At 60.0% G+C, this 21,769-nt stretch carries 11 protein-coding genes; 2 read left to right on the top strand and 9 right to left on the bottom strand.

The genetic code is table 11. From position 1 onward, the window contains the following. Positions 1 to 254 precede the first annotated feature (254 nt). The 7 genes from GRAN_RS24165 to galA (GRAN_RS24135) form a co-directional block, all read right to left on the bottom strand. Positions 255 to 2,189 (bottom strand): glycoside hydrolase family 2 protein, encoded by a 1,935-nt coding sequence (locus GRAN_RS24165; RefSeq protein ID WP_128915637.1) that lies wholly within the window; start codon positions 2,187 to 2,189, stop codon positions 255 to 257. Between the two features lie 12 nt (positions 2,190 to 2,201). Next, positions 2,202 to 4,508 carry a GH92 family glycosyl hydrolase gene (locus GRAN_RS24160; protein ID WP_241655134.1) on the bottom strand — a complete coding sequence of 769 codons (2,307 nt, stop codon included), beginning with the start codon at positions 4,506 to 4,508 and terminating at the stop codon, positions 2,202 to 2,204. 41 nt (positions 4,509 to 4,549) lie between these two features. After that, a complete protein-coding gene (locus tag GRAN_RS24155; protein ID WP_128915636.1) occupies positions 4,550 to 5,437 on the bottom strand; it encodes a hydroxypyruvate isomerase family protein in 888 nt (295 codons plus the stop codon). Positions 5,438 to 5,521: 84 nt separating this feature from the next. Beyond that, the gene (locus tag GRAN_RS24150; protein WP_206662842.1) at positions 5,522 to 6,628 is read right to left on the bottom strand and encodes a serine hydrolase domain-containing protein; all 1,107 of its coding nucleotides are present in this window, start codon (positions 6,626 to 6,628) and stop codon (positions 5,522 to 5,524) included. A gap of 44 nt (positions 6,629 to 6,672) precedes the next feature. Further along, positions 6,673 to 8,814, bottom strand: a complete 2,142-nt coding sequence (locus tag GRAN_RS24145) for a GH92 family glycosyl hydrolase (RefSeq protein ID WP_128915634.1) — start codon at positions 8,812 to 8,814, stop codon at positions 6,673 to 6,675. 112 nt (positions 8,815 to 8,926) lie between these two features. Continuing rightward, a complete protein-coding gene (gene galA / locus GRAN_RS24140; protein ID WP_206662841.1) occupies positions 8,927 to 11,545 on the bottom strand; it encodes a beta-galactosidase GalA in 2,619 nt (872 codons plus the stop codon). A 32-nt stretch (positions 11,546 to 11,577) separates the two neighbouring features. Beyond that, complete coding sequence (galA, locus tag GRAN_RS24135; protein WP_128915632.1) at positions 11,578 to 14,169, bottom strand: beta-galactosidase GalA; 2,592 nt, start codon at positions 14,167 to 14,169, stop codon at positions 11,578 to 11,580. Between the two features lie 194 nt (positions 14,170 to 14,363). On the opposite strand from galA (GRAN_RS24135), the gene GRAN_RS24130 reads away from it, so the two are divergent. Further along, positions 14,364 to 15,443, top strand: a complete 1,080-nt coding sequence (locus GRAN_RS24130; RefSeq protein ID WP_161571150.1) for a LacI family DNA-binding transcriptional regulator — start codon at positions 14,364 to 14,366, stop codon at positions 15,441 to 15,443. Here GRAN_RS24130 and GRAN_RS24125 read toward each other — a convergent pair. Then, positions 15,381 to 16,526 carry a lactonase family protein gene (locus GRAN_RS24125; protein ID WP_128915630.1) on the bottom strand — a complete coding sequence of 382 codons (1,146 nt, stop codon included), beginning with the start codon at positions 16,524 to 16,526 and terminating at the stop codon, positions 15,381 to 15,383. The two genes, GRAN_RS24130 and GRAN_RS24125, sit on opposite strands and share 63 nt — an antisense overlap. A gap of 135 nt (positions 16,527 to 16,661) precedes the next feature. Further along, positions 16,662 to 20,180: an alpha-mannosidase gene (locus tag GRAN_RS24120; RefSeq protein ID WP_128915629.1), complete on the bottom strand. Its 3,519-nt coding sequence runs from the start codon at positions 20,178 to 20,180 to the stop codon at positions 16,662 to 16,664. Positions 20,181 to 20,352: 172 nt separating this feature from the next. Here GRAN_RS24120 and GRAN_RS24115 point away from each other — a divergent pair, with 172 nt between their 5' ends. Further along, positions 20,353 to 21,477, top strand: coding sequence for a lactonase family protein (locus GRAN_RS24115; RefSeq protein ID WP_128915628.1), 1,125 nt, complete (start codon positions 20,353 to 20,355; stop codon positions 21,475 to 21,477). Positions 21,478 to 21,769 lie beyond the last annotated feature (292 nt).

Below are 21,769 nucleotides of genomic sequence, written 5' to 3'. Positions count from 1 at the left end.
GGGCAGCTGAACGCAATTTAGAAAAGCCGATGTCAATGGTTCTCAAACATGACCCGGAGATACCAGGTAGGCACAGGTGATCGATAACGCCATAATGACGGCGAAGCTACCGCGCGACGTTTGTCATCGTTCGGAGGAATGTGCAGCCACGGGTTCCTTCAATTGACGCACTCACCTGCGCTGAACCTTGATGTAACGAGCAGGATGCACGCGTAGTTTGAGGACAGCTCCGGCCGCGAGCGCGATGCCGCGCTCTATTCAGGCTTGCCCACCGTGTTCTCTTTGTACGCCTTCTGCATGATGAAGAAGGCCTGTTTCTTCCTCCCGTCATCCGAGAGCAAACCTTTGCGGTTATACCCATCCTGCAGAATCGGTATGTTACGGGTTGTGGAGCGGAAATCCAACAGCACCCAAGGCGTGGTTCCGCGAAGTTGCGGGATCTTTGCGAACATGACGAGCTGATGCTTGTAGATATACGCCTGCTGCTCCTCAGTCCAGCGCCGCGTTACAGGACCATGGTTGCCCAGCCGGGCTTCTGCCCCGAATTCGCTCATGATGAATGGCTTCTGCGGAAGCGTCCACTGGATGGTATCGGCGTCCTCCGTTTTGTCCCCGTACCAGCCCATGTACTCATTCATACCAACTACGTCTAGAAGATCGGTGAGTGGATCCTCCAGGATTCCCTTGCCGCCTTCTCTGCGGTCGGTATTCAGGGCAGAAGTAATCAGGCGCGTGGGATCCATCTGCCGTGCTTCAGCAGCAAGGCCGGCCAGGAACTTCGTGCGTTCGGGCTTGTTGCCCGTTTCGTTTGAGAGAGACCACAGGATCACGGAAGCCTTGTTGCGGTCGCGCCGAATCATCTCCTTCAACATGGCAGACGATTTCGCGTACACCTCCGGCTTCTTGAACGAGATGTCCCAGTAATTCGGTATTTCGGACCAGACCATGATGCCTTCACGGTCTGCGGTGCGTGTCATGCGCTCGTCATGGGGATAGTGGCACAACCGAACAAAGTTGGCGTTCAGGTCCTTCAGGTAGCCGAACATGGTGGCCGCGTCCTGATCGTTGTTTGCCCGGCCTCCCCGGATGGGCGCCTCTGCGTGGAGGTTCACCCTTTTGAGAAAGACCGCCTTGCCATTGAGCAGAATGCGGATACCATCCACACGAATGTCGCGAAAGCCAATTTCGTCCGTCAGCCTGTCTGTGCCTGAGGAAAGAGTCACTTTGTAGAGCTTCGGCGAGTCAGGTGACCAAAGCGAGAGGCGCGCGGCCTTCACACTGAACCGTGCGTTGCCCTCGGCATCTGTGGTGGCAGAGGTCCTGGCTCGTGCTTCAGGGATGTCAACGGTAACGGACGTTCCAGCGGCCGCACCCAGCACATGCACGTATCCCGACAACTCCGTGTTGCCCGGCTGCCAGGAAGAACCATGGGCAAGATGGACGTCGTAGTCGTCAATGAAGGCGGCAGGCACGGTGACCAGCGAAACGTCTCGGGTCAGTCCGCCGTAGTTAAACCAGTCATATCCAACGGATGGAATGCCGTCCTGCAGTCGGTTGGCATCGACCCCGATCACAACGAAGTTCGATCCCGCATGCAGGACACCTGTCAGTTCACAGTCAAATGGAGTGAAGCCGCCTTCGTGATCGCAGACCCGCTTCCGATTCACCCATATATGCGAGCGGTAGTTGGCCGCTCCGATGTGCAGAAAGGTGCGGGTGCCGGATTTGGGGGTGGTATCAAAATCGCGCTCGTAGAAGAGGACTCCCTCATAGTTGAACAACTGGGGAACCTGGGTGTTCCAGTCACCGGGAACCTTCAGGGTAGGAGCCGTGGCAAAGTCGTATTCGTCATTGTGTGGCCCGCTCGTGATGTCCGGGTGGCTGTTCATGGCATAGCCGCGATCATTAATCGCGCCGCTTCCCGTATAGAGCGCGCGGAAGGGCGGATAGTCGACAAGGTAGTGCCAGTCACCGTTGAGACTTGTAACATCGGCCCGATGATCGACCCCGACCAGGAGCGTCTGGAACGGTTGCTGCGCAGCTGCAGACAGCGTAAGTCCCACCCAGACACATGAGGCGACTAATACACGAAGCTTTGGCAAGCTGGAAAGGAACGGGATGGTTGGCAACAAGCTTGTCAAGAGTGACACCCTTTCACTACATCGTTCTGGTACGACCTGCCCCAACATCCAACGTTCTTTTCAGCGGCTGTCGGACATCGACGGCGGCGCAGCATCCGGAGCGCTTGCCCATTGCCGATTTGGTTGCGGCCCCATGGTAAGAACAAGCACAGCTCCATCTGCAACGTCGGCGTGGCTGAACCAGGTTTTGTTCCATGCTTTGCCGTTCAACGTTGCGGACTGGATGTACTGGTTCCCGGCGGAGTTGTTCTTCGCAACCACCTTGAAGTCGTGACCGTTGCCCATGTGGAGTGTGGCCTCATCGAAGATGGGGCTGCCCAGAATGTAGTTCGGGCTTGAGGGATCCACGGGGTAAAAGCCCAGGGCGCTCATCACGTACCAGGACGAGGTCGAGCCCTGGTCGTCCATGCCCGGAAACGCCAATCCATATCGGTCGCTGCCGTACATCTGCGCAAGGATCCTTCGCGTAAGTTCCTGCGTCTTCCACGGCTGGCCTGCCCAGTCGTAATAATAGGCGGCCTCCTGGTCGGGTTGATTGCCGTGCACATATTGACCAATCACTCCGGTGCAATCCCTGCAGATGCCCTTGGCGGTGTACGGTGTGGAGAAGAACTCATCCAGCTTGGCAGCAAATTTCTCGCGGCCACCCAGAAGAGTCTCAAGCCCCTGCACATCCTGGGGGACGAGCCAGAGTGTCGACCATCCCGAGGCTTCCTTCATCATGAAGTTGTAATACGGTTCGCGCGGATCAAACGGAGAGATCCACGCGCCGTCCTGTGTGCGACCGCGGATGAACCCCACGGAAGGATCGAAGACGTTCCTGTAGTTATGCGCGCGCTGCAGGAACATGGTGTAGTCGTCTGTCTTGCCCAGTTTCTTCGCATACAGGGCAAGCGCATAGTCGTCCCAACTGTATTCGAGTGTGGTGGCCGCGCCTGCCTTACCACCGGCGTAGGGAGGGCTCGGATTGCCGACGGGAATGATATCCGAGATCCAACCCTGCTGCATGTACTCCGCCAGATACCCGCGTGGTCCCTTGGGATCCATGGCGTTCTTTCGAAGATACTCGTAGGCGCCGGGCCAATCGAACGTAAGGCCGCGCTCCCAATCTCCGAGATACATGAAGACAGCGTTGTCGCCGTGGAACGAGGTTTCCATGTAGCCACGTTCGCGCGCATCGTCCAACTCTGAGCGGAGGATGTCCGTCTTGGTCTGGGGTTCGAGAAGCGTAAGCAACACGATCTGATTGCGTCCCGTGTCCCATAGGGGTACGGCTCCATAGCGGTCGTATGTCGCTTTCTCAGCGACATTCTGCGCGTTCTTGAACTCTTCACCGCTGCGTGCGAGAAGGCGAGGGCTGTACAGCGAGTGGTACAGGCAGGAGTAAAAAAGCTGCCGCTGCTTTTCCGTGCCGCCCTTTACCTCAATGGCGTTTAGCTTGGTTGCCCACGCCCCTTCCGCCTGACGATGTATCGCATCGAAGTCCCATCCTGGCTGCTCCGCGTGCAGGCGCGCTTCGGCAGCCTCATAGCTTGTGCCGGAAGCGATCTTCACCAGGACCTGCTGCTTGTCCGTGGTGGAGAAACGCAGGTACGCACCGGCATAGTTGCCGGAGATGGACCGATCGCTGGGATTGACATCATCGAATCCGATGAGAGGATCGCGCGGCGTGCGTGGTGGATTCTGCTTGAAGGTGCCGAAGGTCCGGAAGGGGCTTGAAAACTCCGCGACGAAGTAACTTCTGCCATCTGCGCTGTGGCCGCGAAGGGTACGGTCCCCAACCACTTCCACGGCACCGCCGTTGCGGCGAAGGTCAAGGAGGATGTTGGCCTGGTCCGACGCGGGAAACGTGATGCGGAAGATGCCGGTCCAGGTGGTCGCAGTCATTTCAATCTGAGTGTGGAAGTCGTCAAGGTAGGCGCTGTAATAGCCTGCTGACGCCTTCTCGCGCGACTTGTCATAGACAGAACCGCTGCGCTCGGGCGGCACGGTGAAGTCACCCACAACGGGCATAAGGACCGGGCTGCCGCCTGTGCCTGTGGAGAAGCCATAGATCATCCGGTTTGGGTAAAAATAGGTGGCGCGGACGCCGGCAAGATAGTGCACATCGAGATTCGCATTGATCGGGCCAAGTTCCGTGGAGCTGTGCGGAAGCGTGGCAGCGGGACTGGTGAACCCTGAGCACAACTGCTCGCCCGGAGGCGGCGCATTGCCGATCAGCTTTGGCTGATCGAGAGGCGCGGTTCCAACCAGCGTGTTCACATAGTCCAGCGGCCTCTTGGAATTGCCTTGCGCGATAAGAGCCGGCGCAAGTGTACTTAGGCACAGCAGAACGGCCAGGGTGCATCGTTGATGTGTCATGGTCATGCCTTGCGTCCTCTTGATCTGCGCAACATACTCCGTTCGTGTCAGGCGATGTTACGACCCTTTGCCATCGCCTGCTGTGCTTCCAGTCTCGTCTTTCGCAACGAGGCGACGGGATCAGATGTTGGCGCGTACTCCATGCCGATGAAATGGCTGTAGTGCAGCTTGCCCAAAGTGCGATAGATGTTGGTGTAGTCGATTTCGCCTGTGCCCGGCTCATGCCGTCCGGGAACGTCTGCGATGTGTACCAGGCCGACCCAATCGATGTTTTGTTCCAGCTTCTCGATGAGGTTACCGCCGCGTTGCTCGTGGTAGAAGTCGTACAGCACTTTGACATTTGGCCGGTTGACGGCACGCACGATGTCAAACCCGTCATGTACCGACGTAAGGAAAATGGTGGGGTTCTCGATCAGATCGATCGGCTCAATCACGATGTTAATGCCGCTTGCTTCCGCAACATCGGAGGCACGCTTTAGGTTATCGACCGCTGCCTGGAGCTGCGCGTTTGGATCCACCGCAGTGAGGCGTTTGCCTGACTTGATATTGATCTGCGGACACTCAAGTCCTTTGGCAATGCGGCAGTGTTCCGTTACACGGGTGACGAACTCTTCGCTCTGGCCGGGAATGGCGAAGCTGGCCTGAAGGCCGCTCAGCATGTCGATCATGACGCCCAGGGAGCGCATCTTGGCCATGAGACGGCGCTTCTCTTCGGCGTCCCATGTCTGGAAGTAGCCCGTCAGTTCTACTCCCTGGTATCCCGCTTCAGCGACAACTTCAATGCAGCGGTCGAAGGAGGGGAGCTTCAGCATCGCGATCTCACAGGAGAACCTGGGCTCCGAAACGGCGGGCCCCGCTACCTGCGCGACGGAACGGGCCAGCGCTCCTCCCATGACAGTGGCTGCGATCGATTGACCAAACTGACGCCGGTTCATAGCACTCCTGATGTGATGCATTGTTGCAGCGAGACACTTCTAGCGAAGACATTTGTCATGGGTGCGGTTACCTTCCCTGCTGTGTCAGTTCTTCTTATGCGGGTGCGCTACTAACGCTGCGATCGCCTCGTTCACCTTTGCCTGCCCTGCGGGGTCAGCAGGTAGCGGCTTGTCACCGAAGCCGGGAAGAAGATGGTCCCAGATGGCATTCAGCTCGCCCCGCATGTTGCCGGTGTCCGCGGTAATGGCGACGACCGTGTCCTGGTCCGGCATGACGACGATGAACTGGCCGCCTGCTCCGTCTGCGCGGTAGGCATTGTGGCGGCAGCGCCAGAACTGGAAGCCGTACCCTTCTATCCAGTCGGGGCCGATCTTCGAGTGGCTTTCCTTCGCGTTGTCGATCTGTTTGGACGTGGCTTGCTCAACCCACTTACGCGGAACTAACTGCTTGCCGTTCCACTTGCCCTTCTGCAGGTAGAGCTGCCCCAGCTTGGCGATGTCCTCCGTGCGAAGGTACAGGCCGTAGCCGCCCAGGGAATTACCCTCCGGGCTGGCATCCCAGCGGGGAGATTCGATGCCCAGCGGACGGAAGAGACGCGGCTTGAGATACTCAAGCGCCGTCTGCCCCGTGACCTTGGTGACGATGGACGAGAGCACGTAGGTGCCCATGGTGTTGTACAGGAAGTGGGTACCGGGTTGAAACACGACAGGCTGTGCAAGGAACTGCTTTACGGAGGGTCCGCCGTCACGCGTCGGCTCCACCTCGTGGCCGCCGGACATGGTGAGAAGATCACGTACCGTCATGGCCTGCAGGTTCGCCGAAGGATCTGGCGGAGCGTCTGCAGGAAAGAACTTCATCACGCGATCGTCCAGCTTCAGCTTGTGATCATGGATGGCTAGTCCAACCGCGGTGGACGTGAAGCTCTTGCTGACGGAATTCAGGATGTGAGGAGCTTCGGCGGAGTTCGGCTTCCACCAGCCCTCTGCAATGACCTTGCCGTGCCGCAGGACCATGAAGCTGTCGAACGTATCCACGTTCTTGTCCGCAGCCTGCACAAACTCCAGGATGGCGCTTGATGGAATGCCCTCCGCCTCCGGTGTGCTCCGGGGCAGGCTCTGCGCCTGCACAAGGAGCGTGCATCCCAGCAGCGCGCCAACACCCATCCAACTGCGGACTCGATTCATCATCATCCCATCTCCCATTGCTGTTTTACCTTGTCCAGTTCCCTGTGTTGCTACTGCGTTGCGATGACAAGTTCCTTGCCGGCCTCAAGCTCACTGTGGTCGACGAAATAGCCGTTCACCTTCTTGCCGCCGACCGTGATGCCGGTGATCCGTTCGCCTGCGTTCTTCTTCAGGATCGTGAGTGTCTTGCCTTCGTTCAGACGGAACGTGGTTTTCTGAAACAGGGGCACGGAAACAATGTACCTGGGATCCGCGGGAGAGTACGGGTACAACCCAATCGCTGTGAATACATACCACGAGGACATTTCTCCGGCATCGTCCATGCCAGACAAGGCCAACCCCTGCTCGCCCATGCCATAGAAGCGGCTCATGATGATGTTCAGGATTGCCTGCGACTTCTCCGGCTTGCCTACAAAGTAGTAAAGGAAGGGGAAGCTATGGTCGGGCTGGTTTCCCTGGCAGTATTGCCCGATGAACGAGTTGATGTTCTCCGCGATGTAGTTGGGGTTCCAGGGGATGGTGAACAAGGAGTCGAGGTGCTGTTCGAAGTCGGCCTTGCTCTTGTACAAGCCGATCAGGCCGTCCGTGTCATGGGGCGCGAAGAACGATGATTCCCAGGCGTTGGCTTCGCGGTACATGTACTCGTAGTACGGGTATTGCGGGTTGAAGTTCTTGATCCACTCGCCGTTGTCCAAGCGCCCCCGCATCAGGCCGGTGGACGGATCGAACATGTGCTTGTAGTTCTGTGACCGCTTCATCAGCATGTCGTAGTTCGGCTGGTCGTTCAGCTCCTTCGCAAGCAAGGCCACGGAATAGTCGTCGTAAGAATATTCCAGTGTCTTAGTGACACCCGCTTTGCCCTTGGTCTCTACGATTGGATTAGACACATCCGGATCGGAGATAAATCCCTTGTCCATGTATTCGCGGATGTAGGGCCTGGTGCCACCCTCGACTGTGGCGTTGCGCAGCAGCAGGTTGTAGGCGCTGCGGACATCGTACCCTCGCAGCCCGCGCAGATAGGAGCCTGCGATGAACGGCGCGGCGTGATCGCCGTGGAAGAACGTTGGAATGAACCCGGTCTTTTCACCACGTTCTACCAGTGAGCGGATGACGTCGACAGTAACGTCAGGAGAGATCATGCCCAGCAGGACCAGCTTGTTTCGGTAGTCGTCCCAGAGGGATGGCAGCGTGTAGTACTGGAAGTTTGCTTTAACCACCGCTCCCTTCTCGTCGACGTGCTCGCCGTTTACATCGCTCCGCAAGGCGGGCCACAGGAATGAGCGGTACAGGCAGGAGTAGAAGAGTTCCTTCTGACGTTCCGTGCCGCCGGAGACCTGTATCTTCGACAGGAGTGCCTGCCAGGTGGCGGATGCCTCAGCCTTGACGGTGTCGAAGCTCTTGCTGCCAAGTTCCTTCTGAAGATTTTCTTTTGCGTTGTCCATGCTCACGAACGAGAGGCCGATCCTGATCTCCACCGGACCGCTGCCGCCTGCGATGTCAACGACGGGCAATTGTGCCTTCTCGCCTTTCAGCATCTCGATCTGTTTGATCTTGTAGTTCGACACGGCGTAGAAGTACACCTTCTCGCTCGCGACCTGAACGCCCTTGAATGCGTTGTCGCCGTCCTGCTCGATCTTCCAGTCGCGGATGCGCTCGTTGGAACGCGCAAGGTTCACGATCAGCTTCTTCGGCTGAGCACTGTCTTTGTAGGTATACCGGTGATAGCCGGTCCTGAGGGTTGAGGTCAGCTCGGCGTTAATGCCGTACCGGTCGAGATAGACCTGGTAGTAGCCGGGATGCGCCGACTCCTTGGCATGGCTGAAGGGCGAGCCGAAGTCCTCTGGAGTGACGTCGCCGCTGACGGGCAGCATGGGAATGTTGCACAGGTTCCAATGCCCCTTGTTGGTGTGCGCAAAGGCATAGATCACGTTGTTCTCGTACTCGTAACCGGCGCCGCTGCCGAATTTGGTAATGGGACTGAGCTGAACCATCGCGTTGGGTACAGACGCTCCAGGAAAGACAAGGCCAGCCCACACACGCCATGGCGGATTAAACCCGATGTCCGCAGGATTGGTCAGCGGAGCCGTCCCCAGGAACGTGTTGACGTACTCCACCGGCCGCTTCTGTGCTTCCATGCGCAACGCGCTGGAGAGGAGAAGCGGAATCAGGATCAGGAGCTTCGGTGCCTTCAAGGTGTTTCCTCCGTGCCGCTCAGAACAACATCGCCGACGAATCACGTGCAGTGTCAGCTTACTTTGGTTTCAGGCTCCAGCCAGAATGCTGCAAGCCTGTACGATCCCATTCCTATACAACGGCCGGCCGGGCTGCATCTGCCGTGCTGTGAAGTGTCGCAACTGCGCTTGCCAGGCCTTCACTTGAGGCCTGCAGTTCCACCGCGCCCGCCTGCTTGATTGACTGCACAAAGACCATGCATTGTCCGCTGAATGCGCTTCGCTCCGCGGACGTGGCAGACGCGGGACGGTCTGCCTCGCGAGAGCTGGGATCGCCATTGCCCACGCCGATGATCTTGCCCGCCCCTGAGAGAGAGAAGTGGACTTTGCTGAAGTCCGTTGGAACCAGGCGGCCCTGCGCGTCGCGGACCTCCACCGCAATGGAGACCACGTCTTCTCCGTTGGCCTGGAAGGAAGTCCGGTTCGGCAGCAGCGCCAGTTGCGCCGGCGCGCCGGTCGTCTCCCGCCGTACGGTCAGGACAACTTTCCCCTGCTTCATTCCGCGCGCTTCAATCACCCCGGGCGCATAGACGACGCTCCAGTACAGGTGCGAGTTGCGCTTTGGCGACTGCGTGCCCGCGCTGACGCCATTGACGAAGAGCTCCACGCTGTCAAGGTTCGAGTAACACCGCACGTCAATCGCCTGCCCCTCCTTACCCTGCCAATTCCAATGGGGGAAGAGGTGCAGCACTGGCTCCTGGCTCCACCATGCTTTGTAGTAGAAGTAGATGTCTTTCGGGAAGCCGCATATGTCCAGGATGCCGGATTGAGAGCCGGTGGCGACGTGATCGTACGGTGTCGGTTCGCCGCGGTAGTCGAAGCCGGCCCAGGTAAAGCCGCCCGCCAGGAACGGCCTCTCGTCGAAGATTGTCCACCACGTCTCGGCGGGAGTCCTGCAGTCCGCGCAGCCGGGCTTATAGGCGGCCACATAGCCGCGTTTCGGGTCCGTCTCGTAGATGCCGCGTACACTCTTGCCGTTCGCCATCTCCGTGCCGATGGTTGGCAGCTTCGGAAACTTGGCGTGGAAGTCGTCGATATCCGCGGTTTCCGCGCGGCCAGCAGGCCGCTTCTCGTCGGGGATGCCGGAGTTGAAATAGTTGAAGCCCTGCACGTCCACAACGTACGACATGCCCCTGCCCCAACTGCCGTTCATGGCGCCGGTTACCGGCCGTGTGGGATCGAGTTTCTTTGTGGCGCGCTTCATGGACGCGATGATGCGCGCGCCCGTGGGAGTTCCCTGGTAGAAGTACTCCTCGTTGGCAAGAGACCAGATAACGATGCTGGGGTGGTTGCGGTCGCGCTTGACCATGCGCTCCAGTTCGCTGAGGCCTTCGGGCGTGGATGCCATGATGCGCGTCTCCGCCATCACCATCATGCCCAGTTGATCGCACGCGTCCAGAAACTCTGCCGCCACGGGGTTGTGCGCGGTCCGCCAGCCGTTCGATCCCATCTGCCGCAACAGCGCAACCCGGTCATAGTGCATGCGGTCCGGTACGCCGATGCCGACACCGGCGTGGTCCTGATGGCTGCATGTGCCCTTAATCTTGACGCTCTTGCCATTCAGGAAGAAGCCCTTGTCCGGGTCAAAGTGGATGGACCGGATGCCGAAGGTCGTGCCATGTTCATCTGCGATGCGGCCGCCGCTCTCCACCTGCGTGGCCACCTTGTACAGGTATGGCTCTTCCACGGACCACAGTTTTGCCTCCGCCAGAAGCACCTGGCTTGTCACCGTTACCGTGCCCCAGGCTGGAATCTCAAATGGCCGTGCCGGAACAGTCGCTACAAGGGCGCTATCCGGGCTAAGTATCTTCGAGGTCAGACGGCCGTGAGCCGCCGTATCGCTTTCGTTGAGCAGCTCCGTCTCCACCGAGACGCGTGCGCCTTTGGCCCGGACCTCGCTGCGCACGCAGGTGCCCCACTGCGCCACGTGAAGGGGATGCGTCTTCACCAGCCATGTATGCCGGTAGATCCCGGCGCCCTCGTAGTACCAGCCTTCGTTCAGCGTGGCGTCTGCGCGGACGGTGATGACGTTGCTGCCGCCGTACTTGACGTAATCGGTCACATCGAAGCTGAAGGGCGCGTAGCCGCTGAGGTTCCGTCCGATGTAGAAGCCGTTGAACAGCACTGTGGAATCGCGGAACACGCCGTCGAACTCAATCGAGATGCGCAGACCTTCATCGGGGGCTGGTATGTCAAAGGTGCGCTGGTACCAGCCGATGCTGGTGGCGGGATACTCACGGCCAAGCGCCTTGCCGCCATGTGCCGCGTGGACGGAGCCGTCCGGACCTTCGATCGGCTCAAAGGGCAGCTCCACCGCCCAGTCATGCGGCAAGTCGATCAATCGCCAGGCGCTGTCATCGAAGCTGTGCTGCAGCGGCCCGTCCTTGGCGTTGTGCAGCCAGTTCTGCCCAGCCTTGGCAAAGGTGCCCTCACGGGTCGGCGCGCCGTACCGGAAGTCCTTCATGGCGTCGTTCGCATCGCCCAGGCGAAAGCGCCAGCCAAAGTCCAGGAGCAATCGCTGGCGGGGCGAGTGCGAAACATCCGTGCCGCCAGCAGGCTGCAGCCAGACGTTGTCTGCCTTAACCGGTTCGTTGCCGGACGTCGGCTCCGCGAAGGCGATAACGTTCGATCCAATCAAAGCGGCTGATGCGGCGAGGCCCGTCTTCATCATGCCGCGGCGCGTGAACTGCATACTCATCTCCGGTGTCCCCCCTCGTACGTGGCTTACGCAACCGCAGGACGCGGTGTCTCCGCCGTGCTGGTGATGTTCACCACGGTTGGCTTCAGGCCTTCGCCCGAAGCGCTCAGCTCAATGGTTCCTGCCTGCTTTGCCGCCTGGACGAAGACCATGCATTGTCCGCTGAACGCGCTGCGCGATGCGGACGTTGTGGAGGCGGGACGGTCCGCCTCGTGCGAAGCTGGATCGCCATTGCCCAGACCGATGATCTTGCCTGTTCCAGAGAGGGAGAAGTGGATGGTGTTGGAGGCTGTGGGAACCATGCGGCCCTGTGCGTCACGCACCTCTACGGCGACAGAGACAACATCTTCGCCATTCGCACGGAAAGCTGCCTTGCCCGGCAGCAGGGCAAGTTGCGCTGCGGGGCCGGTTGTCTCACGGCGCGCGGTCAGGACGACCTTACCCTGTCGCATGCCGCGTGCTTCGATCGCTCCGGGAGCATAGGTCACAGGCCAATGCAGGTGCGAGTTACGCTTCGGAGATTTCACCCCGGCACTTACTCCGTTGACGAAGAGTTCGACGCTCTCCAGGTTGGAGTAACACCGCACATCGATTGCCTCGCCCTCTTTGCCTGCCCAGTTCCAGTGCGGGAAGAGGTGCAGCACAGGGTCCTTGCCCCACCATGACTTGTAATAGAAGTAGATGTCCTTCGGAAATCCGCACGTATCCAGGATGCCGGACTGCGAACTGGTGGCCACGCGATCGTAAGGCTTCGGTTCTCCGCGGTAGTCGAAGCCCACCCAGGTAAATCCACCGCTGAGAAACGCGCGCTCGTCGTACGCCGCCCACCATATCTCCGCAGGCATCCTGCAGTCCTCACAGCCCGCCGGATACCCGGTGACGTAGCCCCGTGCCGGGTCCGTAGCGTAGATGCCTCGCGCGCTCTTGCCGTTTGCGGTCTCAGTTCCGATGGTTGGCGATGTCGGGAAGCTGCGGTGAAACTCGTCAATGTTCTTTGCCGGGTCTGCCTCAGCTGCGCCGTTCCAGTAGTTGAAGCCCTGCACATCCACCACACCCGAGATGCCGTGGCCCCATCCGCCGTTCATTGCACCCGTCAGAGGCCTGGTGGGGTCGAGCTGCTTGCACAGCCGTTTCATGCTGGTGAGGATGCGGGCGCCGGTGTCGTTGCCCTGGTAATGTTCTTCATTCGCAAGGGACCAGATCACGATGCTGGGGTGGTTTCGGTCACGCCTCACCATCCGCTCCAGTTCGCTCAACCCCTCAGGCGACGAAGACATGATGCGCGCCTCCGCCATCACCAGCATGCCCAACTGGTCACAGGCATCCAGCACCTCCGCGGCGACGGTGTTATGCGCTGCCCTCCATCCGTTGGAGCCCATCTTCTTCAACGCGGCGACACGTTCCACGTGAATCGCATCCGGGACTGCGATGCCTACGCCGGCATGGTCCTGGTGATTGCACGTTCCTTTGATCTTGACGGGTTCCCCGTTGAGGAAGAAGCCCTTGTCCGGGTCAAAGCGGATGGACCGGATGCCAAAGGTGGTCGCATCATGATCCACGATAGCGCCGTCGCTTTCCACCTGTGTAAACACGCGATACAGGTTGGGCGTGTCAAGCGACCACAGCTTCGCCTGTGCCACCGGCACCGCGTTCTTCAGGGTGAGGCTGCTCCACGGCGCAATCTCAAACGCCTTGCCCCGAACCGTGGCGGCCGTTTCGCCAGCGGGACCGGAGACGGTATACACCAGCGGTCCACGTGCCGGAGCGTCGCTCTCATTCTGCAACTCGGTCTCGATCGTGACCTCCGCACCCGTGCCACGAATCTCCGACCGCACGGTAGTTCCCCACTGCGCAACATGCAGCGGCCGCGTCCTGGTCAACCAGGTGTGGCGATAGATGCCGGCGCCTTCGTAATACCAGCCTTCGTTCAACGTGGCGTCGACACGCACCTCAATCAGGTTCGTGCCACCATACTCGACAAAGTCGGTGATGTCGAAGCTGAACGGAGAGTAGCCGCTGAAGTTTCTGCCAAGGAGGAAGCCGTTCAGCACAACAAAGCAATCGCGGAAGACACCGTCAAATTCAAGACTGATCCGCGTTCCCTTGTCCTCAGCGGGAACATCAAACCTGCGGCGGTACCAGCCGATGCTTGTCTTGGGGAAGTTGCGGCCCAGCGGCTTGCCTCCATGGGCAGCGTGTGCCGAAACGAATGGCCCCTCCACGGACACAAAGGGCAGGTCCAGCGCCCAATCGTGCGGCAAGTCGACGGTCTGCCAGCCGCTGTCATCACGCGGCAGTTGGCTCACCTTGCCATTCTTCACGTTGTTGTGGCCGACGATCTGCCCTGACTTGGCGAAGGTCCCCTCCACTGCCGGCAAGCCATAACTGAAATCTTCCGCTGCTGAGTCTGCATTCCCAAGGTGAAAGCTCCACCCGAAGTCGAGCAGCAATCTCTGACGCGGGGAAAGCGGCTCGCCGGGAGCAGGCTCCCGGACCGGCTTGCCTGCCTGCGCGCCGGCGGCGCTCTCCGCAGCCGCAAACACCGTACCTGGTCCAATAATGCCTGCGGAGGCCGCGATCCCGCTTTTGATCACGCTTCGGCGTGTGAGATTCGTCATGAAGGGTCTCTGTCTGCTTTGAGGAGTAGCCCGCTTGCTGAATGGCACGCCTGACTGTAGGAAGAAAATACTGGAAGATGACAACGTTGTCCAGAGTGCGGCGCCGACTCTTGACCGTCGGTCCTGCTTCTCGACCGCGCAGTCTGGCCTTCATTTCGTCAGGTATGATTGCCGTGCAACGAGGATGCCTCTGCATGGGTATAGCCAGGAGTTCGAACTCCGTTACGCTGGTCGATGTGGCCCGCGAGGCAGGCGTGTCCCTGAAGACGGCATCGCGGGTTCTAAACCGAGAAGTCTCCGTGAGCAGCAGCACCCTGGAGAAAGTGCAGAGAGCCATGGCCCACCTGGGCTATCGCCCGAATGAGCTGGCCCGCGGACTCAAGGCACGAAAGTCTGCGACCATCGGCATGGTAGTCAAGAACCTGGCTGACCCGTTCGCCTTCAATGCAGTCAAGGCCGTTCAGGAGGTTGCCCGTGTTAACGGCTACATTGTGATCCTGGCGAGCTCCGGGTGGGACCCCGACGTGGAGCGTTCCGAGGTGGAGAGCCTGATTCGGCACCAGATTGAAGGTCTCATCATCTCGCCGGTGGGCAGTCCCAAGAGCAACTTTCTGGACATCATCCCGCCTGACTTCCACGTGGTCACACTGGACCAGCCGATGCGCAAGGCTTCGTTTGATTCCGTGATGATTGACAACCGGCGCAGCGTCAGGAACGCGGTCCAGCATCTGCTCGAACACGGGTATGAGCGGATTCTTGCGCTCTCTACACGCCCCTGGCTTCACACCTCCGTGGAACGCATCGCTGGTTACCGGGACGCCATGCGCAAAGCGGGACTGGAGTCCAGGATTGCGCTTGTGGAGCATGAGAGTTCTATCACGCGGGAGTGGCTCGACGAAGTTGTTTTGAAGCAGCACAAGGCGGATGCAGTGATCACCATGAACTGGGTCTGCACCATCGCGGCCTTGCGTGGCTTGAAGCACAATGACAAGCGTCTGCGCAAGGATGTTGCGTTTGTCTCCTTTGATGACTTCGACCTGGCGGACATGATCCATCCAACCGTATCGGCTGTCCGCCAACCTACGGAAGAGTTCGGCTACGAGGCAGCGCGACTGCTGATCCAGCGCCTCAAGGGAACCGGCCCGAAGACCCAACAGTCCATTGTGTTGCCAACCAGGTTCATCGCACGCGAGTCCTGCGGCTGCAAGCCCTTAAACGAAGACGACGCACGAAGCCCCGCGAAGCGGGTAGGTCTGATTGCGAAGAGACAATAATCCCGCTCCGCGGTCTCGTTGAAATATGCTCACGGCGTTGCTGAACTGGTTCGCCACAAGCAGAAAGCCGTCATCGGTCGAGACAACGAAGTGACGGGCCTCCGTCCCATGAAGTGAAGTACGCGCAATGAACGTCAGGCGTCCGTCCGGTCCCACGCGGAAGATGGGCAGCTCCTCAACCGCACCCCGGTTGCAGCAATAAAGAAAATGCCCCTCACGATCAAAGGCGATCTCGCCCGCCCGGTTATGCGCGACATCTCCTCCGCTGCTCATCGTCGGTGTGGTGGCAATGGCCGTCAGGGCTCCTGTCTGGGCGCTCCAGTGGAAGAGTGTCAGGGTTGAGTTCAATTCATTGATGGAATACGCCCACCTGCCGTTTGGGTGGAACGCCAGGTGGCGCGGCCCGGAACCCGCAGGCATCACGAACGCGGGCGGATCAGCCGGCGTAATCGTTCCCGCGGCAGCATCCAACCGGAAGATGAAGATACGGTCGGCACCTAGATCGTTGATGTAGGCGAACCGATTGTTTGGCGCGATGGCAACACCATGCGGATGGGGTCCGGCCTGGCGGTCGGCAATCGGACCATTGCCTTGCTGCGGGATGTTCGAGATGAAGTCACTGAGCCGTCCATCCTGGGCTATTTTTGCCGACAACGTAAAGCCCGCGGCATAGTTCGGTGCGACGATGCACTGCCCGGTACGGTCACAGGCGAGATGAGAAAAGCTGGCGCCCGGGGCCGTGACCGTGTTCACCGGTTGAAGGTCGCCATCGAGTGCGATCCTGTATCCGCTCAAGCCGCCTATGTCTTTGCCCGTCTGGTGTCCCGCGTAGAGGAACCGCTCACCGCCGCCGCGATTGTCCGTCATGAACGTGGTGGAGATGTCCGCGACCCGCCTGTATCCCGCGAGGGTGCCGTCATGGGCATTCCAGCGCCCAACGTAGATGCCGCCACCTGCCTTGGCATCGCTTGAACTCATGTAAACGAGCGTTCCAGAGCGTTCCTCTGCCGTGCACCAGCGGGCGGCTGCGACGGATTGAACGGAGGCTGCAAGGAACGAGCGGCGCGTCAAGGTATGCAGCATGTATGTCCTCCCTGCCGCGGCGTAGCGACCCGATGCGTGGCTGTTCCTGCTTCTCCAGGTGCGGCGTCCCCTGCACCGCACCTTTCCGTGCTGTGGCGTTTCAATCGCTATCCTCCCGCCGAAGTTCGTTGGGTACTACTGTGTCCTGCCGCCGCCCGCGGCTGCCGGGAGAACATCGTACAGCGGGTGCGCAGGCGTGATCGCCGCATCTTCATTCGCGACAGAGATGGCCATGATGCGGACTGCGTCGTTGGTGGGTAACTGGATCGTCCGCGCCCCGGGGGGAACGTCTATCCCATAGGCGAAGAGATATGAGTAGGAATAATCGACATTCCGGCCGGTGGCATCATGGTGATGGCTTGCGTACCACGCAAGGTCGGAACGCTTGATGAAACCCGGTGTCATGCCGACCATGTCGCCGTAATGATCGTGCGAAATGTCCGGGGAACTCCACTTGCGGTTGTCCCACTGGCCGATATAGCCACCCCAGTCCTGGATCGTCACGTCCGCCACCTTGGTGCCGACTGTAAAGGTTGCGAGCTGATCGCCCCTGGCAGAAGCGGCCAGGATGTACACACGGTTGAACCGGCCCGCGGGCAGTGCAATGGTCTGCCCCTTCGCCGTCAGGGCGTTTGGCGATCCCGTCTTCGCGGCCGCCAACTGGAAGCTGACATCGTTGAACTGTATCTGCGAGGGCAGCATCTCCGCCGGGTAGGTGTTGCCCTTGCCGTCAAAGCCCGCCGTGGCAGCCTGTCCATCGCTGCTTGCGGCCGCGAGGTCATACGCCAGCGCCACAGGCGTGGAGTGCACCGAAGTTGCCACCGGTACCGGCGCGGCAAAGCGTACCGCGAACGAACGCGGCTGGTAGCTCCCGAAGGATGTTGGAAGAACGCCGTCGCGGACTGTGGCATCGCCAACCGGCTGTTCCTGCCCATTGACCTCGCGCGCGCTGGTGATGCTCTTCGCGAACGAAAGCTTCACATCCTGCTGCGGCTTGCCGTCGAGTTCCACCAGGCGCACGATCACTTCGTCGCTGAGTTCCGCTTTCTTCACCGCGAGCACGCGGATGCGTGGATTGCTGACCTTCAGGAGCGAATACGTCCTGCCGAGCGAACCCTCATGCCTGGCTGCCTGGAAGGCGTAAAGCGGAGCGTTGAGCCGCTGCGCCTGCCAGTCCGTCTGCGCATCGCGCCATCCACCGGCGTGACCGGAGAAGCCGTAGACGAACTCATGGTGGCCGAAGTCCTGTGTGGCTTGGTCAGGATAGCCGGCCTTGACCCCCGGGGAGCGAAGCAGCGTCAGCCGCAGGGTGTTGTCCGTCGGTTTGTCTGAACCGTTCTTGCTGTCCGTAAGGATGGTTGCGCCAAAGGTTCCGGACTTGTCTGTCAGGTCGATCCATTGGTGCGACGGCACTTCGAACTTCTTCGGCTCGGCTGTGGGCCGCTCGATGGTTCCGATGTCCCAGTTGTAGGTGGCCATGTCATTGGACGCGGCCAGCGGGAACGTCGCCTTCAGGTTTGATTCCTTGGTCTTCCAGTCGATGACGTTTCCAAATTCAAGGCGCCGTCCACTGTCGCCAGCGGACAGGCTAATGGTCTGCACGAAGTGCGAACCGGCAGTATCGCGCGACACTTCCACAGCAACGCGGACGGGCCCGTTCTCCACCACGCGGATGGCGGCAGGTCCTGAGACGTACTCCTTTGGCGCGGCCTGCTCCTGGTCCCAGTCCATGTTCCATGCGGGCCACTGCGCGGGATTGTCGTAGGAAAGCGCAAGACGGGCCGGAGCAGCCAGCATCTCCTTGCTGACCGTCTTGTCGTAGATGCTGGTCACATCTCCCGCATCGTTCAGTGTGACGCGGTAAAAGTCATTCTCCAGCCCCGTCTTCGATACCTTCAACGACGACGTCCGGGGGGCCGACGATGCGGGTTGAAGATCGAAGACACCATATCCTACCGACGGCAGGCTGGCCGCAAAGAGGACGCTGTCGCCGCTGATCTGCGACGGGATCTCCTTACCGTCAGGACCGAGCACGCGGACGGCCCTGGGAACTCCCGTGGGCCAGTTGACCTTGGCCTCCACAACATCTTCACGGGCGATGTTCAGCGGATTGAAGACCACCACCGGGACGCCCTTCACAGAGGTGTTCAGGGAGGACGCAACACCCTGTACCGTGCTCTGCAGCACACCGGCAAACTGGTTCATTGCGATCACATCATCGTTCCACGCGAACTCGTACGCTCGGGGCGTGGCGGTGCCCGCCGCGATGTCATGGAAGTGCGCGCCCATGGTCAGCGTCCACGCATCGTTCAAACGCTGCAACGGATAGGTGCGCGTTCCCAGCAACAGGGCCGCAACGGACGATTTTTCCGCCGCGTCCGCCAACAATTCCTGGTGACGGATCCAGCGCTTCTGATACGCCTGCGATGTCAGAGATCCGGCGGAGTGGTTCGTCAACTCCATTTCGCCGGTGTAGCGCGGCAGCGTTTCCGTCTCCGCCGGTGTGATGTTCAGGAACATGTCATCTGCCTTCGCGGAAAGGACATGCACGGGACCATCGCCGACATTCACCGGAGCGTCTGCGCCTGCGAGACTCACGCTGCCCTTGGTGATGATGGCTTCCAGGCGCTTGACGGAATCCTCGCGCGGAGCACCTCCGACATCACCGGTACCGTAGTAGTGGTAATCCGTAAACAGGCCGGTGACCTTGCCGTTATTCATCACCCGCGCAGCCCAGTCGCCCTGGAACCGGGACAGCGAATGCTCCTTCTGCCATGTGGTGATCTGTGACTGCCGGCTGCGAAGCAGGTCGCGCTCCTCACGATCCTTCTGGCTGAAGGGCCGGCCGGCAGTCCGGTTCTGCCTCATGGTGTCATTCAGCGTGGCGAGCTTCTTTTGGATATCGGCGAGTTCCGGGTTGGCAGCGTCAGGCGGAAGCGGCGCGCTCAGGTCCGTGTTAATGGTGCCGTTGTAGCTCCCGGGATTCAGCCCTGCGAGGACGCTCCTGCCGTCCGGACCCACCCAGACGCCCACGTTGAACGGAGTTCCTTCCGGCGTCCTCTCCAGCGATTCCTGTCCGCCTCCAGGGGCTGACGATCCCCACACCAGCTTCTGCGTGGAAAATCCCTTCACCCCCGCATGCGCAAGAATACTGGGCAAAGAGGAAGGGAAACCGAAGCAATCCGGCAGCATGTACTCCGCGCTGCTCTTCCCGAACTCCTTGCGAAACCAGTTGTTGCCATACAGCACCTGGCGGATGAGCGCCTCCGCACTGGGAGCATTCACATCGCCCTCCTCCATGGAGGAGCCCGCCGGGTACCACCGGCCGTCGGCAACATACTGCTTTACCCGTGCATAGTCCGCGGGAAAGTACTCCTTCATAAAACGGTAGCGATTGGCTCCGCTGAAGTTGAACGTATAGTGCGGATACTTCTCAATGAGACGGAAGTTGTCCTGCATGGTCTTGCGGATGTACTCATCGATAACCTGTGGGTATTCCCAGCGCCATTCGGTGTCCAGATGCGCATAGCCGATTACGTAGAGGGTGGGTTCCTTGGTAAGGTCGGGCTTCGCAGTGCTCTGCCCCTCGGCTGAGATCGAGGCCGCAAGCCCAAGCATAGCGGCGGTGCGCAGTACATGTCGCAAGGTTTCCATCAGGCACTCCAAAGCGTTGGAAGGTATCGGTTCCTAGGCGCTCTCCAGCGGTATCCCTCGAACTTGGGGCATACTCAATGGAGAATGACAGCGTTGTCATGCAGGGCGCACCGGGGTAATGACGCGCCATCTTTCCGCAGTGTAGCACTCAACTGTTTTCGAAGGTGTCCTCATGCTTAATCTGGCGTTGCGAATTACGGGCAGCCTCCTTGCTCTCTCGTTCGGACTGGCTGCCCACGCACAGAACCTGGCGGTCGTGTTCGGCTCGCACTCGAGCGGGCCAGGTGAGGGATTTTCTATCGGCCGGTTCGACTCCGCAACCGGTCACCTTACCGATCCGCAGTTGATGCTGCAGGCGGATGCGCCAGCGTACTTTGTCTTCGATCCGTCACACCGGTTCCTGTACACCTGCGGCACTCCGGCGTTCATCGCTGCGTACGCTGTGGATCGCGCAACCGGACATCTCACGCTGCTGAACCAGAAGCCAAGCGGAGGCGGCGATCCCAGCTACATCAGCCTGGATAAGACAGCACGCTTCGCGTTCGTGGCGAACTACCAGGGTGGAAACATAGCCGCTTACGCCCTGCGACCGGACGGCACCCTTGGAGAGCGCACCGCCTTCATACAGCACACCGGCCATAGCGTGAATCCGCTGCGGCAGACGCGTGCCTTTGCGCACTCCATCCTTGTGGACCCATCCAACCGGTTTGTGCTGGTTGCCGACCTTGGCCTGGACAAGATCTTTATCTACCGGTTCGATGCCGCAACGGGATCGCTCACACCATCCGATCCGGAGACGGTCCAGGCGCCACAGGGCTCCGGCCCGCGCCACATCACCTTTCACCCAAACGGCAGGTGGGCCTACCTGATCACGGAGATGGGAAGCTCCATCCTGTTGTATGACTGGGATGCAAAGCGCGGAACGCTGAACGAGAAACAGCAGATCTCAGCCCTGCCGGCTGACTTCAAGGGCGTGAGCACGAGCGCCGAGATCAGGGTCCATCCCAACGGACGATTCCTGTACGCCACCAATCGAGGACGCAACAGCGTTGCTGTCTTCGCCATCGACCGGGCCTCTGGCCGGCTGTCTCCGCTGCAGGACATCCCCTCCGGAGGCAGAACGCCGCGCAACTTCGACTTCGATCCCAGTGGCCGCTGGCTGCTGGTTACCAACCACGACAGTGACACCGCCGCGGTCTTCGCCATCAACCCGGATACAGGGGTGCTCAACCCGGCCGGAGACCCCGTGCATATCCGGCATGCCTTCAGTCCGCGCTTTCTGCCGCTGCAGCCCTGAACCTGCGTGCTGGTGCTACGGAAGGTGCAACGCGTCAAACATAGCGATGCGTTGTTCACGTAGCGGGTTCAGCACGGCTTTGCTCACGGTGTCGATCACCATGGATGTCCGCGGCGTCGCGTTAAGAGCGGACCAGTGGAGGCGCCAAACCGGAACTGCCTCCGCGGAAGACTTATGTTCACTTCGAACGAACGTCTGCTCCAAGGCCAAGCCTCTCACTTGCCTCTGAGCCATGTTCCCGGCAAGAGGCGACGACTTCCATTTGCGTATCAGAGCTTCCACGGACGCGCAG

Origin of the sequence: Granulicella sibirica, assembly GCF_004115155.1 — a bacterium.
Lineage (GTDB): Bacteria > Acidobacteriota > Terriglobia > Terriglobales > Acidobacteriaceae > Edaphobacter > Edaphobacter sibiricus.
The sequence above is the reverse complement of the archived record's forward strand: the minus strand, read 5'-3'. Positions and strand labels throughout refer to the sequence as shown.